A 15,091-nucleotide genomic window follows, 5' to 3' on the forward strand; every position below is an offset into this window, starting at 1 on the left:
CGGCTCAGGCCCGGCCGAGTACCCCTTCCGCCGCGTACACGGTCGTGCCGCGCACGGCTGTGCGCAGGCAGCGCGGCAGCGGCAGGTCGGGGTCCAGGTCGGGCAGTCCCGGGGTGCCCGAGCGGGGGTCGGTGGACCAGCCGGAGAGCCGGGTGTCCGGGGCCTGGACGACCAGTTCGGTGGTGTCCCACACGGCGTAGGTGGCCGGTGCCCCGGGGACCAGGACGCCGGCGTCGTCGCGGCCCGCGGCGCGGTGCCCGCCCCGGGTGTGCGCGGCGAACGCGGCGCGGACGCTGATCCGTTGCGCGGGCGTGCGGTGGAAGGCGGCGGCCCGGACGGTGCCCCACGGGTCGAGCGGGGTCACCGGCGCGTCGGAGCCGAACGCGAGCGGTACGCCGGCGGCGCTGAGCGCGGCCAACGGGTTCATCAGCGCGGCGCGTTCGGCCCCGAGCCGGCGTACGTACATGCCGTCCGGGCCGCCCCACGCGGCGTCGAAGGCGGGCTGTACGGAGGCGGTCAGGCCCAGTTCGGCGAAGGCCGCGACCGCGGCGGCGTCGAGCAGTTCGGCGTGCTCGACCCGGTGCCGCAGGGCCCGGAACGCCGCCCCGTGCGGCCCGTGCACCAGTGCGCGGGCAGCCTCGGTCACCGCGCCGATCGCCGCGTCGCCGATCGCGTGGAAGCCGGCCTGGACGCCGGCGCGGGTGCACGCGGTCAGGTGCCGGGCGACCTGCTCGGGGTCCAGGTGGGCCAGGCCGGTGCCGGCGGCGAGGTCGTCCGTGTAGGGCGCGTGCAGGCACGCGGTGTGCGAGCCGAGCGAGCCGTCGATGAACAGGTCGCCGCCGAGCCCGTGCGCGCCGAGTTCGGCGCGCAACTCGCGGGCCTGCTCGGCGTCCTCGGCGAGCGCGCCCCAGTAGCCGACCACATCCGGACCGGCCTCCTCGGCGGCCAGCGCGAGCAGCGCGCGGAAGTCGGCCTCGCCGGCGATCTCGGGCCCGCCGCACTCGTGCACCGTCCCGATGCCGAGCGCCGCCGCCCGGGCCCGCGCCACACGCTGCGCGGCGACCCGGTCGGCGATGCTCAGCGCGGCCGTGGCGGCGGCGCGCGCGACGTGGTGCACGCTGCCGGCCAGCGGCGCGTCGCCGTGCTCCCCGGGCACCAGGGCGAGCAGCGCGGGCGAACACGCCGCGGAGTGCACGTCGGTGCGCGAGAGGTAGACGGTGGCGCCGCCGGTGGCCCGGTCCAGTTCGGCGGGGGTGGGCGGGCGGCCCTCGGGCCAGCCGGTGTCGTCCCAGCCGTGCCCGAGTACGACATGGCCCGGGCCGTGCAGGCCGCGCCGCTTGGCGTGGTCCTCCAGCGCGGCCAGCGCGTAGGCCAGCGACGGTGCGCCGGACAGGTCGAGCCCGGTCAGCGCGAGCCCGGTCGCGGTGGCGTGTACGTGTGCGTCCACGAACGCGGGGGTGACCAGCGCACCGGCCAGGTCGAGCACCGCGTCGACGGCGTCCACGTGGGCCGCGGCGGCCCCCTCGGCGCCGATCCAGGCGATGGTGTCGTTCTCGACGACCATGGCGGTCGCGAAGGGATCGGCGGGGCTGTGTACGGCGCCGTTGCGCAGGAGGAGCGTGGTCATGGGCACCAGTGTGGCCCGCCGCGCGGCGACGCCGGGCCGGAGGTCACCCCTTCGAGTGCCTCGCACGGACCAGGGCGTGTCCTCAAGCCCTAGAACCGGGGCGCGCGGGCCTCGTAAGGCGTGGACAACACCACCGTGGTGCGCGTGGACACGCCCGCCTGGAGCCGGATTCGGGCCAGCAGCGTCTCCAGGTCCCCCGGGGTGGGGACGCGGACCTTGAGGATGTAGCTCTCGTCGCCGGCGACGCTGTGACACGCCTCCAACTCCTCGAGGTTCGCGAGCCGTTCGGGGGCGTCGTCGGGGGCGCTGGGATCGATCGGCTTGACCGAGATGAACGCGGTCAGCGGCAACCCGATGGCCTCGGTGTCGACCACGGCCGCGTAGCCGCGGATGACGCCGCGTTGTTCGAGTCGGCGTACCCGCTGGTGGGCGGCCGAGGTGGACAGGCCGGTGGCCTTGCCCAGGTCGGTGTAGCTCATCCGCCCGTCGAGCAGGAGCAGTTTGACGATCTGTCGGTCGAGGTCCTCCACACGAGGAACCTATGGCATCGGGGCGGCGCGCGCCGTCCCCGGTCCGTCGGCGCGGCCGGCTACAGTGCCGGCATGGCCACCGCGGACCGCGCCCCGGCGCTCGATCAGCTCGACCGGGCCCTGCTGCGGGTGACCGCGCGGGCCGACACGTCCGCCGCGCGGGCCAGGCAACTGCGGTGGGTGGTGGGCGAGTTGCGGCGGGCGCTGGCGATGGAGGAGTTCCCCGACGGGGCCGGCGACTCGCTCGCGGCGCTCCTGGCCGGCAAACCGATGCGGCGCTATCTGGACCTGGCTCGGGCCGGCCGACTGCGCACCCGGGCGGTCGCGGGGGCCGGCACGTCGACGGCGGCGAGCATGCGGGTACGGATGGACTGCCTGGACATCCTGGCCCGCGCCGGTTCGGTGCCGGTGGTGCTCCCCGAACGCCCGGCGATGCCCGACCTCAAACCCCCGGTGGGCGCCCGCCAGCGCTCGCTGCTGCTCGACTGGCTGACCGACCAGGCCGACCGCCCGGGCGCGGACGCGGGACGGGTGCGGCTGTTCGCCCTGGTCGGGGTGGTGCTCGACACGGGCGCGAGGGCGGGTGAACTGTGCGCACTTCGGCTGACCGACGTGGGTCGGGACGAGCAGGCGCTGCGCATCGTCCGGCACCCGCAGGCGCGCACGATCACCCCGGCGATGACCGAGATCCTGCCGTTGTCCACCCCGACGCGGTCCGCCCTCCGCCGCTGGCTGGACGTAAGGGAAGACCTGGTCTGGCACGCCCAGGGCGCGGTGACGGCGGTGTGGGTCTCCACCCGAGGCAACCACGCGGGACTCCCCGACGAGGACGGCAACCCGAGGCGACGCCCCCCGGGAATGCCGCTGATGCCAAGAGGCTTGGCCCGCGCCTACACCCGCACGGTGGTCCGCCTGAACGTGGAGATGGCGGGACGGGTGGGCTGGGAACCACTGCCGTACCGCTTGGAGCAACTACGCCGGGCGTGGGTGGCCGCGGGGCCGGAGCAGGCCGCGCCGAAGCCGGTAGAACCGCAACCATCGAGATGAACGCAACGGGTGGAGCGGGCGGGTACACCCTCCCGAGCCGAGTGCAACGTATGCTTGACTGTGCCAGGTAAATCGTGCGCGGGCGTGGGAGTAGCGGTGGCCGTGGGTGCGCTTGATGGGGTCAGGGTTGTCGAGTTGGCCGGGATCGGACCCGGGCCGTTCGTCGGGATGATGCTCGCCGACGCCGGCGCCGGGGTGATCCGCGTGGATCGCACCGGCGGCGCCGACATGCCCTCGATGGCCGTCGGGCGCGGCCGGCTGGGGACCGTCGAGGTCGACCTGAAGGATCCGGCCGGGCGCGCCGCGGTATTGGCCCTGATCGACCGGGCCGACGTGCTGGTCGAGGGCTTTCGCCCCGGCGTCGCCGAGCGGCTCGGGGTCGGCCCGGACGTGTGCCTGGAGCGCAACTCGCGGCTCGTGTACGCCCGGATGACCGGCTGGGGCCAGGACGGCCCACTCGCCCCGCGCGCCGGGCACGACATCAACTACATCTCGATCTCCGGCGTGCTCCACTCCTTCGCGCGCGCCGGCGAACGGCCCGTACCGCCGCTGAATCTGGTCGGCGACTACGGCGGCGGCGCGATGTTCTGCGCGTTCGGCATCCTCGCCGCGCTCCTGTCCGCCCGTACGTCCGGCCGCGGGCAGGTCGTCGACGCGGCGATGACCGACGGCTCGGCGACGCTGAGTACGTTCATCCACGGAATGCGCGGCCTGGGCGGCTGGGCGGGCGAGCCCGGGGCCAACCTGCTCGACACCGGCGCGCCGTTCTACGACGTGTACACCACCGCCGACGGGCGATACCTCTCGGTCGGCGCCATCGAGCCGCAGTTCTACGCCCTGTTCCTGGCCGGACTCGGCCTCGACGGCGAGGAGTTGCCGGCCCAGATGGACCGGGCCGGCTGGCCGCGCCTGCGCGAGCGGTTCACCGCGGTGATCGCGGAGCGTACGCGGGACGAATGGGCCGCGATCTTCGAGCCCGTCGACGCGTGCGTGACCCCCGTACTGACCTGGGACGAGGCCGCCGAGCACCCGCACAACGTGGCCCGAGGCACCTTCGTCCACCCCGACGGCACCCGCCAGCCCGCGCCGGCCCCCCGGCTCTTCGGCACCCCGTCGGTCGCCCGCGACGCCTCGGGTCGGGTGGACGCCGAACTCCTCGAAGCGTGGGGCCTGGCCCCCGAGCAGGCCGCCGTGCTCGCCCCGAAACCCGCCCCGGAACCCGCCCCCGAGGGCTGACCGCCCGACCGCACGCGCCGGTCGACGGGCAATCCGATACGCAACCCGACATCGTGACACCTTCGTCCGAACCATGTCCGCAGTTCGGTCACAAATGTTTCACCGAGTAGCCGAATCTCTACGATCGGTCGCCATGGACACCACCACGCTCCCCACCACCGTCCCGCGCGCCCGCGCGACCGGCACCGACCACATCGCGCGGCTGCTCGGCGAGACCGCTCCCGTGCGGCAACGTGTGCTGCGCCATCCCGTCTACCGGGACCTGACCGACCTGACCGCGATCCGGGTGTTCATGGAGCACCATGTGTTCGCCGTCTGGGACTTCATGTCGCTGCTCAAGAGTTTGCAGCGGCGACTCACCTGCGTCGAGGTGCCGTGGGTGCCGCGCGGCGACGGCGAGATCCGCCGGATGGTCAACGAGATCGTGCTGGGCGAGGAGAGCGACACCACCTCGCTCGGCCCGCTCAGCCACTTCGAGCTCTACCTGGCCGCGATGGACGGCGCGGGCGCCGACACCCGGCCCGCCCGCCGCTTCCTGGGTCTGCTCACCGACGGGGTCCCGGTCCCCGACGCGATCGCCGCGTGCGACGCACCCGCCGGCGCCGCCGCGTTCGTCGGGCGCACCTGGCAGGTGGTCGAGCACGCGCCGCTGCACTGCATCGCCGCGTCGTTCGCGCTCGGCCGCGAGGAACTCATCCCGCGCATGTTCGACCACCTGACCGCGCTCGACGACCGACACGACGGCCGGCTCGCGATCTTCTGCGAATACGTGGCCCGGCACATCGAGGTGGACGGCGACGACCACGGCCCGATGGCGCTGCGCCTGCTCGCCCAGTTGTGCGCGGCCACCCCCGATCCGGCCCGGGCCTGGCGGGAGAGCGCGGGTACGGTCACCGTGTCGCTGCGCGCCCGCGCCGACCTGTGGGACGCGGTGAGCACGGCGATCGCCGCGACCCGCCCCACCGATCACTGATCCGATTTCGGTACTGCCCGACGCCCGGTGACATGTCATATGTTGGGCGCGTGACCCACGACGCAGCCCTTTATCCCACAGACCGCCTCGGCCGCGCCCAGAAGGCAGCCGCCGACGCGGGACTGGACGCCCTGTTCATCTCGCCGGGCGCCGACCTGCGCTACCTCACCGGCTACGAGGCGCTCCCCCTGGAGCGCCTGACCTGCCTGGTGGTGCCCGCCGGCGCCGAGCCGTTCCTGGTCGTACCCGGCCTGGAGAAGCCCGCCGCCCTCGCCTCCCCCGTGGCCGGACTCGGCATCGAGGTGGTCGGCTGGGCCGAGACCGAGGACCCGTACGCGCTGATCGCGAACCGACTGCCCGCGAGCGTGGCCCGGATCGGCCTGGACAACCACATGTGGGCGGAGAAGGTACTCGCCTTCCGCGCCGCGCTGCCCGCCGCCGAACAGACGCTCGCCGGCGACGTGTTGCGCGAGCTGCGGATGCGCAAGTCGGCCGCCGAGGTCGAGGCGCTGCGCCGGGCCGGCGCGGCGATCGACCGGGTACACGCGCGCGTCGGCGAATGGCTGCGCGCGGGCCGTACCGAGCGCGAGGTGGGCGCGGACATCGCCGACGCGATCATCGCCGAGGGGCACGTCCGGGTGGACTTCGTGATCGTCGCCTCCGGCCCCAATGCGGCCAGCCCGCACCACGAACTCTCCGACCGGGTGATCGAGTCCGGCGACGCGGTCGTGGTCGACATCGGCGGCACCACCGCCGACGGCTACTGCTCCGACGAGACGCGCACGTACGCCGTGGGCGAGCCGCCCGCCGAGTTCCGTCGCTACTACGAGGTGTTGGAGCGCGCCCAGGCCGCCCAACTCGCGGCCGTGCGGCCGGGGTTGACCTGCGAGGAACTCGACGCGGTGGGCCGCGACATCATCGCCGAGGCGGGCTACGGCGAATACTTCATCCACCGCACCGGCCACGGCATCGGCCTGGAGAGCCACGAGGAGCCGTACATCGTCGCGGGCAACTCCCTGCCCCTGGAGCCGGGCATGGCGTTCTCGATCGAGCCCGGCATCTACCTCCCCGGCACGCACGGCGCACGGATCGAGGACATCGTGGTCTGCGGGGAGAGCGGCGTCGACCCGATGAACGTGCGTCCGCACGGCTTGGTCGTGCTGTAGGCGCCCTGGTCGTGCTGTAGCACCGTGCGCGCGGCCTGCTCGCCTTCCCTTGGCAATCGGGGACGGCGGGCGGGCCGCGTCGGTGACGGGCATACGTGGAGTGTCGCCGTACGATCGTGCGCAACGGCCGAGGGGCGACCCCTACCCGGCCCGCTGCCGGACCGCACGGAAGGACGTCCCCACCATGGCCGTCACGCGTACGCTGCCCACCGACGAGTCCCGCGCGCTGCTCGACCTCACCCGGGAGATCACCGCTCGCGAACTGCTGCCCCGCGCCGCCGCCGACGAGGCCGCCGGGCGCTTCCCGCGCGAGGTGTTCGCGACCCTCGGCGCCGCCGGACTGCTGTCCCTGCCCTATCCCGAGGAACACGGCGGCGGCGCGCAGCCCTACGAGGTCTACCTCCAGGTGCTGGAGGAACTGGCCGCCGGCTGGCTGGCGGTCGGCCTCGGGGTGTCGGTACACACCCTGGCCTGCCATCCGTTGGCGACCTTCGGTACGCCCGCCCAGCAGGACGAGCACCTGTCCGCGATGCTCTCCGGTGAACTGCTCGGCGCGTACTGCCTGTCCGAGCCGCACTCGGGCTCGGACGCGGCGGCGCTGACCACGAAGGCGGTGGCCGACGGCGACGAGTACGTGCTCACCGGGACGAAGGCGTGGATCACCCACGGCGGGGTCGCCGACTTCTACACGGTACTCGCGCGTACCTCCCCCGACGGCTCGCGCGGGATCAGCGCGTTCCTGGTCGACGCCGAGACGGCGGGCCTGGCCGCCGCCGCGCCGGAGCACAAGATGGGGATGCGCTCGTCGCCTACGGCGCAACTGCACCTGGACGGCGTACGGATCCCGGCCGAGCGGCGAATCAGCGCCGAGGGACAGGGGTTTCGGATCGCACTGGCCGCGCTGGACTGCGGGCGGCTGGGCATCGCCGCGTGTGCCACCGGAGTTGCCCAGGCGGCATTGGACGTGGCGGCCGAATACGCGCAACAACGCGTCCAGTTCGGCGGGCCCATCGCCGACCAGCAGGGCATCCGGTTCATGCTCGCGGACATGGCCACCGCGATCGAGGCGGGTCGCGCGTTGTACCTGTCCGCGGCCCGACTGCGGGACGCGGGGCAGCCGTTCGGCCGCCAGGCGGCGATGGCCAAGCTGTTCTGCTCGGACGCGGCGATGCGGGTGACGGTGGATGCGGTACAGATCCTCGGCGGCTCCGGCTACACGACGGACTTTCCGGCCGAACGCTACCTGCGCGAAGCCAAGTGCCTGCAGATCGTCGAGGGCACGAATCAGATCCAACGGATGGTGATCGCCCGGGACTTGCTGACAGGTGGTGGGTGAGGAGATGGTCATCCGGGACGGTCATCCGGGACGGCTGACGCGTTGTTGCGTTTGCGGGCGCGGTGCCTCGGCCGCCGCGGTGAAGGTCAGTCGGCCGCCGGGCAGGAGCAGCGCGGCGGGGGCGGCGAGCAGGTAGAGGGCAACCACCGTGAGCAGGCCGCCCGTTGCCGCGTCGGTGGGCGAACTGCCGTGGTCCAGCAGGCCGAAGTAGACCGTGCCGATCAGGGCCACGCCGATCGCCACGCCCACCTGGATCGCGGTGCCGACCAGGGCTGCCGCAGCGCCCGCGTGCCGCCCGGGAGTTCGGGCCACGACGGTGGCGATCAGTACGCCGGACGCCATCGACATCCCGACGCCCCCGACCAGGAGGCAGGGTGCCAGATGCCATGGGTGCAGCCGTACGCCCTCATGCTCGACCACGAGCAGGATCGCGCCCATCGCGGCGGCCAGGAGGAGCGAGCCGAACACCGCCAACCGCCGTCCGTACGGCCGCAGTCGGGTGGCGAACGGGGAGAACAGGCCCACCCCGACGGCGAACGGTGCCATCGTCGCGGCGGCGCGCAGCGGGGAGAGGCCGACGGCGGTTTGCAGGTACACGCTCAGGACCAGGGTGTACGCGGTTCCGGCGAAGAACAGGGTGGCTGCGAACACCCCGCCGATGGTGGCCCGTTGGCGAAGCAGTTGCGGATCCACGAGTGGCGAGCCGCCCCGCCGGGCCAGCGCGCGCTCGTGGTGGAGGAGGGCGTACAACAGTGCCGGGCAGGCGCACGCGATGGCGATGCACCACCACGGCCACCCGAGTGTCCGCCCCTCCACCAGCGGGAACAGCAGCGCGAGCAGTGCGGCGGTGGACAACAACAGGCCGCGTACGTCCAGGCCGACCACCCGATCGGCGCGCGAGTCGCGACCCAGTACGGCCGTACCGATCAGCCCGGCGAGCCCGATCGGCACGTTGACGAAGAAGATCGGCCGCCAGCCGAGGCCGAACAGGTCGGCGTGCAGCAGGAGTCCGCCGACGAGTGGACCGCCCACGCCGCCGACGGAGAACACCAGTCCGTACAGCGCGGCGGCCCGGGACTGTTCGGCGGGCGGGAACTCGACTCGCAGCATCGCGAGCACCTGCGGCACCATCAGCGCCGCCGCGGCGCCCTGGGCGATCCGCGCCGCGATCAGCGACCCGGGCCCGCCGGCCGCGCCAGCCAGTACCGATGCCACGGTGAACGCGGCGAGGCCGACCTGGAACACCCGGAGCCGGCCGAGCCGATCGCCCAGGCGGGCGCCGGTGATCAGGCCCGCGGCGAAGGCGAGCGTGTAGCCGGCGATCGCCCATTCGAGCTGCGTGGTGGAGGCGGGAAGGTGCTCGCGCAGGGCGGGCAGCGCGACATTGAGCACGCTCGCGTCGACCAGGTCGACGAAGGTCGCGGACAGGGTCAGGGCGAATGCGGCCCAGCGGCGCGGGGAGTAGGCGGTGGGCGGCGAGGTTGGGGTTGGGATTGGGGTTGGGGTTGGGGTCGGCGGCAGGGGTGGTTCGGCCATGGTGGTTTGTGCCTTTCGGGATCGGGTCGCGGGGGTCGGGTACGGTGGCCTGATCCGGGGGATTCGCGCTTCGCATCCGAAGCCGAACGGGTCGAGGCGAGGAGGCCGCGGAGATGACGACGGAACACGCCGCGGCGGCGGCCGGGGACGGGCCGGGCGGGACCGGGCCGGGCGGGGACGGCCTGAGTACGGACGAGGCGATTCGGGCCATGCTGTTGCTGATGCCGCGGGTGGCCGCGCGGCTCAAGCGCACCCGGATTCCCGAGCGGCTGCGCTCGATGAACCTGGCTCCGCGACATCTGTCGCTACTGGCCTACCTGCTCTTCGACGGCCCGATGTCGGTCAACGAGCTGGCCGGGCGGCTGGAGGTGGCTCCGACCACGGTCAGCCTGATGGTCAGCGACCTGGGCCGACAGGGAGTGCTGGAGCGACACACGGATCCGACCGACCGCCGCCGGTCGATCGTGGCGATCACCGAGGACCCGCAGACGCGTACGGCGATCGAGAACTGGTTGGCCAACGGCGCAAACGCCTGGCGCCTGGCCTTCGGCCCGCTGTCCCCGGAGGAGCGGGCGATGTTCGTCCGGACGATGGGGGCGTACGAGGGCGGGGCGGCGGGGGCGGTTCGGGAGGACGGCTGAGCTTCGCTACCGGCCGAGGGCCGGCAGCAGTTGGGCCTCCTCGTACGCGAAGTGCTCCTCCAGGCCGGTCAGTACGCGCTCGAATTCGTCGCGTAGGCGTCGAGGGGGTGTGGTTGTGGTCGCGGCCTGTTCGAGGATGGCTTCGAAGGCGGCCAAGGCGTGCTCCACGACGACGTGTTCGGCGCGGAGGCGGGTGATCGCCGGGACGAGGTGCGGGAACTCCCGTTCGAAGGCCGAGAATGCGCCGTCCTCGCGGGTGTGGTGCAGCTGGAGGTGGTAGCAGAAGGTCAGGCAGTGCCGCCGCAACTGCTCGGCGGGGCCTTGTGGTTCGCGGGCATGCGGTGCGCCGCCGAGGGCCCGTTCGAATCGCTCCCGGACCTGCTCGATCTCGGCCCGCAAGTCGTCGTGATGCCGGACGAGTTGCTCGCCGATCAGCCGCCCGCGCGCCGAATCCCCGGCCAGGTCCAGGGGGTGGAGGGCGACGACGGGGATGGTGCGGGTGGTCGCCGCTGCGGCGTAGGCGCGGAACGCCGGGTCCCGGGAGCATTGGAGGTCCCAGTAGCGTGCGCGCTCGTCGCCGGCGAGCGGGACGGCCCGGGTGGCGAACGGCTTGACGTGGCCGGCGTCGGTGCCGATCTCCATGGTGACCTGGGGGTTGGCAAGCAGGTTGAGGTACCAGTGCGGGTCACGCGCTCCCCCGGCATTCGACCCGAACACGACTTGGCGCCCACCATCCGCCAGGGCCACCACGGGATTGGTCCACGGCCTCCCACTCCGCCGCCCGACGGTGGTGATCAGGACGAGGGAGGCACCCTCGAAGGGCCCGCCGACCTTCCCGTTCCGGGCCCGGAACTCGGCGATGACGGCGGCGTTGCGGTCGATGACGGCACTCATGTGTCTGTCTCCCCTTCAATTATCTTTGCTTTGCAAGCAAATCTATTTGAAGGCTAGTAACCCCATGAGGGGCTGTCAACGCGAGGGATGGAGAAGGACAAGCGGAAGAGGCAGCAACACACGAGCGCGCGAGCGCGCGACCTACAAGGTGTGCGAGAAGGGCTGCGCCCGCCAGTCCAGCCCGGCCGGCAGCACGGTCACCGGGGACGCCAGAGGCAACGGGAGCAACAGGGGCGCAACAGCAGGAAGTTCACCCGGATCCGCAAACCCGGCCCCGGACCCGGGACAGCGCCGAACCCCAAACGGATCCCACGCACTGGTACACACCGCATGCTCCGGCACCGCCGACCCATCGGCATCCGGATCCACGCCCAACACCACACCACACTCCGGACACGCACGACGCCCGGCCGGACCGACGAAGTCCCAGGAATCCGAGTCGAGTTCAAGCCCGTCGTCCAAGTCCTCGGAGACGTCCCGATCCCGCATCCCCACCGACACATCAACGGCGACACTCATGGGACTCCCCCCATCGCCACAACGCCGCAACAACGACGCGCCTCGCACGATAGCCCGCCCGACCGGAACGTTGCAGTACTCATCCGGGACCAATTCCCTGACCAGACAAACCCGCTGCGGCCCCGGAGGCACCAAGGCGGCCGGCGCCGGCCTCGCCACCCCCGACGCGGCTGCGCCGTCCGCCCGAGCGTGAGTCGCGCCGACTGCGAACCGCCGCTTGCCCGGGGACCGGGTCCTCGGGCGGGTCGACCGACTGCGAGAGGTTGCCCACCCGCCCTGCTGCACGGGTGAGTTCGACGGGTGCACGCCGAGGCGCATCCGCCATCTCGTGGTCCGCTCTCCGGGAAACACGAAGCATGAAACACGACGGAGCGAACGTGAGTACGTCTACACCCGACTGTGCGCTCCGGCGGCGTAGCGTTGTGGTTCGGCACCACACTTCGACAGGTGAGGGCGATGGCGGGGAACCTTGGGGACAACGTCAGGAAGTACCGGCGTGTAGCCGGATGGAGTCAGGAGCAGTTGGCCGAGGCCGCCGGGCTCGCGACATCGACGGTGGCCAAGGTCGAGCGAGACGGAGACGTCAAGATTGCGACCCTCCATCTACTTGCCCGCGCCCTCGACGTGACGACGTCGGCGTTGTTCGCTGCGTCGGTTCCGCAGCCTGTGCGGAACGAAGAAGGAACGCGGGTCCAACTGATCGAGCTCAGGCAGGCGATCACGCCCCCGATCGGCCTGTTCGACTCGACTCCCACAACGGAGATCACGATAGAGGCGTTGGCCGGTGCACGGAGACGGATCGGCGACGCGCATACGGCCTACCACGCAGACCGATACGATTCCATTGCACTGGAATTGCCTGGCATCCTGCGGTCCATGCAACGGCAATCGGAGATTGCTGACGACCTTCGAGCAGAAGTGATTTCGGTTCGTGTCGGCGGCCTGTATCTGGCGGGCAAGTATCTCACCCAGGTCAGGCAATACGATCTTGCGTATCACGCGCTCTCCGAAGGAATTCGAGAGGCTCGCGCGCTCGACCGGAAGCTTTTTGCGGCCACCGGCGTGGTCGGCATGTGTTGGCTGCTGCTACGGCAGGGACGCTTCGACGAGTGCGAGCGTCTCGCCTCCGTCACGGCCGATGCCATAGAGCCGCAAGTCTCCAAAGCCACCCCGGGGCACTTGGCAGTGTGGGGAGAACTCCTGCAGCGGGTCGCGGCGGCGGCCGTCCGGAACAACAAGCCGGATGTCGGCCGGGAAGCCCGAAGGTTGGCTGTTTCAGCGGCGAGTGCCATCGATGCGGAACACACCGACTATCGAACCCATTGGGGGTCGTTCGGACCTCTCACGGCCGCGATGAAGACCGTGGAGGATCTGTCGATCGTGGGCGATCATCGGTCGGTACTCCGGCACGTCGACGATGGGCCGATCAGCAGCATCAAAGCGATCAAGCGCCTGGGACGCCCCTCTCCCAATACCTGGAATCGACACCGCTTGGATGTGGCCCGCGCGCACGCGGCCTTGGGTGATCATCGAGAAGCGATGGACGAACTCACCGGAATTCGCCGGGAGTCCCCCGAGTGGGTCAAGCATCAGGGGATGGCCCGAGAGGTCATGGAAGACATCCTGCACGGCCGCAAGCGCACCCTTACGAGTGACATGCGGGAGATGGCGTCCTACCTGCACGTTGCCGGCTAACCATCGCGATCCGCGATGGAACGAAACGAGCATGAGCCGAACCGTCGCGCCGACGCTCTGGTTGCGCGCCTGACCTGTTCCTAAAGTCACGAGAAAACCAACCAAGAGGACTCTTGGGGGACTCGTGACCGATCAACCGAAGCGACCGGAAGCCGCCCGATCGCCAGGCGTCCGAAAGCCGGACAGCCCAACGGCCGGCAAAACCCGCGCGGTCTTTCCAACGGCCCCGGCAAGCACTCCGAACGCGAAAAGCGGCATCGTCCTGACGCTCTATCACGTCGACCAAGACGGCATCCGTGTAGTGCGACCCCGCGCACAGGCGCCCGGCAACTCGGCGCCGTGGCCGTGGGGCGACGACCTCCCCGACCGCGAACCGCCGTGCACGTGCTCGCCGAACTGCCACTACCTGCACCCGAACGAGCCGTAACCAACACGCGAGAAAGAGCGGGCCGAGTTCCCGCTCCCCCGGCCCTGTGCCCCGGGCACAGATTCGACGAAGGCGAGTCACCCGTGAACGGCTGCCGAACGTGCCTCAACTGTGCTCGCGTCGTGGTCTCAGAGGGCCGACCCCCTGAACTCCCCTGGTGTCCGCGCCCGCACATGCATGCCACGGCCCAAAGCCTCACCGCGCCGAGCCGGCCCCCGCACGGCGGGCCACCGATTTCGCCACAACCACAACCCTGATCAACGGGAAGGATCCGCCGGATGCCCAAGAAGGCACCGAGTGCAAAGCACACACCCGTACCCCCGTCGAACGCCCTGCGACGCGCGGCCATCCTGCGCGTAGCCCGCCGGCGGTACGCCACTCGCGCCGGCGCCTGGTTCCCGGCCCGCCGATACGGAACCGGATCGTGACCGGAGCCGACTTCGTCGTCAACGCGGTCGGGGAGGTGGTCCCGGTCGTCATCCCTCGCACCATGCCGCCCCGGGAGGAACCCCGCCGTGTGGCCGAGCGGATCGGCGCGGGGGATTGGGTCGCCCCGCTACCGGGCCGCGGACGCGACTTTCCCGCCGGCCGGGTCGAACGGGCCGAGGACTGCGCCGGGCTGGACAACGACCGGGTGCTGATCGTCATCGCCGGCGGCCTGCCGCACATGGTGCGTGCGTCCGAGGTCTACCGCGTCGACCCGCCGCGCTGACCCCCACCGCCGATCCACCAACTCAGGACAGGCAGAACAACATGACCCGATCAAAACCGGAACCGGAACCGGCCCGATCCCTCCTCTCGCTCGCGAACACGTGCGCCCAGTGGACCCAGCACCCGTGGGAGGTCGTCCGCGGTGCTGCCCGCGAAGCCGGGCCCGCCATGTAAGAAGCCATCATTGCGGCCGGACAGTGGGACAAGCTCACGCCGACCCAACGCGCAGGCGTGGTGTGGGACATGACCCTCGCGTACACGATCGCCGAGAACGACGAGCGCCGCACGCCCGCACACCTCATCCACCGGTGCCGCTCCGCGGCTGATTGCCCGCCCGCTCGGCGGCCGGTGGTTCGGCCGATCCGGGCTCGGCTGCCGCAGTGTCGTCGTTGCCCGTCCGCTCGGCGGCCGTTCCGGGTCCGTTCGGCGGGGCGGGGTCGTGGTGGTGGCCGCCGTGTCGTCGTTGCACGTCCCCTCCGGGGCCGGGGTTTTGCTTGCTTGGTGCTTCGCATCCGTTGTTGCCCGTCCACTACGTGGCCGCTGCTGCCCGGGTCGGCTTCGCTGGTTCGCGGTCGGGTGCGGTTGGCCGCTCGGCGTCGTGGTGTTGGGCTGCTGGCGCGGTGGCCCTGGGTCCGTTCGGCGGGGCCGGGTCGTGGCAGGTGGCCGCCGTCTCGTCGTTGCACGTCCCCTCCGGGGCCGGGGTCTTTGCTTGGTGCTCCGCATCCGTTGTTGCCCGTCCACTACGTGGCCGTC

The 15,091-nt window shown here is 71.7% G+C and carries 13 protein-coding genes; 8 read left to right on the forward strand and 5 right to left on the reverse strand.

Annotation, left to right across the window (positions count from 1 at the left end):
* Window positions 1-4 precede the first annotated feature (4 nt).
* Window positions 5-1,627: an amidohydrolase gene (locus ABIA38_RS06600; protein WP_424637481.1), complete on the reverse strand. Its 1,623-nt coding sequence runs from the start codon at window positions 1,625-1,627 to the stop codon at window positions 5-7.
* 89 nt (window positions 1,628-1,716) lie between these two features.
* Window positions 1,717-2,157, reverse strand: coding sequence for an Lrp/AsnC family transcriptional regulator (locus ABIA38_RS06605; protein WP_424637482.1), 441 nt, complete (start codon window positions 2,155-2,157; stop codon window positions 1,717-1,719).
* Window positions 2,158-2,229: 72 nt separating this feature from the next.
* Here ABIA38_RS06605 and ABIA38_RS06610 point away from each other — a divergent pair, with 72 nt between their 5' ends.
* The 5 genes from ABIA38_RS06610 (at window position 2,230) to ABIA38_RS06630 (ending at window position 7,915) form a co-directional block, all read left to right on the forward strand.
* On the forward strand, window positions 2,230-3,204 hold the full coding sequence (locus ABIA38_RS06610; protein ID WP_424637483.1) for a tyrosine-type recombinase/integrase: 975 nt from the start codon (window positions 2,230-2,232) through the stop codon (window positions 3,202-3,204).
* Between the two features lie 102 nt (window positions 3,205-3,306).
* Window positions 3,307-4,440 carry a CaiB/BaiF CoA transferase family protein gene (locus ABIA38_RS06615; RefSeq protein ID WP_424637484.1) on the forward strand — a complete coding sequence of 378 codons (1,134 nt, stop codon included), beginning with the start codon at window positions 3,307-3,309 and terminating at the stop codon, window positions 4,438-4,440.
* Between the two features lie 133 nt (window positions 4,441-4,573).
* The gene (locus tag ABIA38_RS06620) at window positions 4,574-5,413 is read left to right on the forward strand and encodes a DUF3050 domain-containing protein (protein ID WP_424637485.1); all 840 of its coding nucleotides are present in this window, start codon (window positions 4,574-4,576) and stop codon (window positions 5,411-5,413) included.
* A gap of 32 nt (window positions 5,414-5,445) precedes the next feature.
* Window positions 5,446-6,579 (forward strand): M24 family metallopeptidase, encoded by a 1,134-nt coding sequence (locus ABIA38_RS06625; RefSeq protein WP_424637486.1) that lies wholly within the window; start codon window positions 5,446-5,448, stop codon window positions 6,577-6,579.
* A gap of 184 nt (window positions 6,580-6,763) precedes the next feature.
* Window positions 6,764-7,915, forward strand: coding sequence for an acyl-CoA dehydrogenase family protein (locus ABIA38_RS06630; protein ID WP_424637487.1), 1,152 nt, complete (start codon window positions 6,764-6,766; stop codon window positions 7,913-7,915).
* A 21-nt stretch (window positions 7,916-7,936) separates the two neighbouring features.
* Here the strand turns inward: ABIA38_RS06630 and ABIA38_RS06635 are convergent, their stop codons facing one another.
* Window positions 7,937-9,451, reverse strand: coding sequence for an MFS transporter (locus tag ABIA38_RS06635; protein WP_424637488.1), 1,515 nt, complete (start codon window positions 9,449-9,451; stop codon window positions 7,937-7,939).
* A 209-nt stretch (window positions 9,452-9,660) separates the two neighbouring features.
* On the opposite strand from ABIA38_RS06635, the gene ABIA38_RS06640 reads away from it, so the two are divergent.
* Window positions 9,661-10,092 (forward strand): MarR family winged helix-turn-helix transcriptional regulator, encoded by a 432-nt coding sequence (locus ABIA38_RS06640; RefSeq protein ID WP_424637500.1) that lies wholly within the window; start codon window positions 9,661-9,663, stop codon window positions 10,090-10,092.
* Between the two features lie 6 nt (window positions 10,093-10,098).
* Here ABIA38_RS06640 and ABIA38_RS06645 read toward each other — a convergent pair whose 3' ends face one another.
* Both ABIA38_RS06645 and ABIA38_RS06650 read right to left on the reverse strand, forming a co-directional pair.
* Window positions 10,099-10,986 (reverse strand): nitroreductase/quinone reductase family protein, encoded by an 888-nt coding sequence (locus ABIA38_RS06645; RefSeq protein ID WP_424637489.1) that lies wholly within the window; start codon window positions 10,984-10,986, stop codon window positions 10,099-10,101.
* 141 nt (window positions 10,987-11,127) lie between these two features.
* Window positions 11,128-11,505: a hypothetical protein gene (locus ABIA38_RS06650; RefSeq protein WP_424637490.1), complete on the reverse strand. Its 378-nt coding sequence runs from the start codon at window positions 11,503-11,505 to the stop codon at window positions 11,128-11,130.
* Between the two features lie 456 nt (window positions 11,506-11,961).
* Here ABIA38_RS06650 and ABIA38_RS06655 point away from each other — a divergent pair, with 456 nt between their 5' ends.
* Together ABIA38_RS06655 and ABIA38_RS06660 are read left to right on the forward strand one after the other, a co-directional pair.
* Window positions 11,962-13,200, forward strand: a complete 1,239-nt coding sequence (locus ABIA38_RS06655; RefSeq protein WP_424637491.1) for a helix-turn-helix domain-containing protein — start codon at window positions 11,962-11,964, stop codon at window positions 13,198-13,200.
* Between the two features lie 851 nt (window positions 13,201-14,051).
* Entirely contained in the window at window positions 14,052-14,339 is a 288-nt protein-coding gene (locus ABIA38_RS06660; protein WP_424637492.1) for a hypothetical protein, read from the forward strand.
* Window positions 14,340-15,091 lie beyond the last annotated feature (752 nt).

It is taken from the genome of Embleya sp. AB8 (assembly GCF_049739465.1).
Taxonomy (GTDB): Bacteria; Actinomycetota; Actinomycetes; order Streptomycetales; family Streptomycetaceae; genus Embleya.

What these genes read in the sequence shown, in the direction of transcription:
- ABIA38_RS06645 (WP_424637489.1), bottom strand. Translation starts at nt 10,986, where the DNA reads ATGAGTGCCGTCATCGACCGCAACGCCGCCGTCATCGCCGAGTTCCGG.
- ABIA38_RS06650 (WP_424637490.1), bottom strand. Translation starts at nt 11,505, where the DNA reads ATGAGTGTCGCCGTTGATGTGTCGGTGGGGATGCGGGATCGGGACGTC.
- ABIA38_RS06640 (WP_424637500.1), top strand. Translation starts at nt 9,661, where the DNA reads ATGCTGTTGCTGATGCCGCGGGTGGCCGCGCGGCTCAAGCGCACCCGG.
- ABIA38_RS06635 (WP_424637488.1), bottom strand. Translation starts at nt 9,451, where the DNA reads ATGGCCGAACCACCCCTGCCGCCGACCCCAACCCCAACCCCAATCCCA.
- ABIA38_RS06600 (WP_424637481.1), bottom strand. Translation starts at nt 1,627, where the DNA reads ATGACCACGCTCCTCCTGCGCAACGGCGCCGTACACAGCCCCGCCGAT.
- ABIA38_RS06620 (WP_424637485.1), top strand. Translation starts at nt 4,574, where the DNA reads ATGGACACCACCACGCTCCCCACCACCGTCCCGCGCGCCCGCGCGACC.
- ABIA38_RS06625 (WP_424637486.1), top strand. Translation starts at nt 5,446, where the DNA reads ATGTCATATGTTGGGCGCGTGACCCACGACGCAGCCCTTTATCCCACA.
- ABIA38_RS06655 (WP_424637491.1), top strand. Translation starts at nt 11,962, where the DNA reads ATGGCGGGGAACCTTGGGGACAACGTCAGGAAGTACCGGCGTGTAGCC.
- ABIA38_RS06610 (WP_424637483.1), top strand. Translation starts at nt 2,230, where the DNA reads ATGGCCACCGCGGACCGCGCCCCGGCGCTCGATCAGCTCGACCGGGCC.
- ABIA38_RS06630 (WP_424637487.1), top strand. Translation starts at nt 6,764, where the DNA reads ATGGCCGTCACGCGTACGCTGCCCACCGACGAGTCCCGCGCGCTGCTC.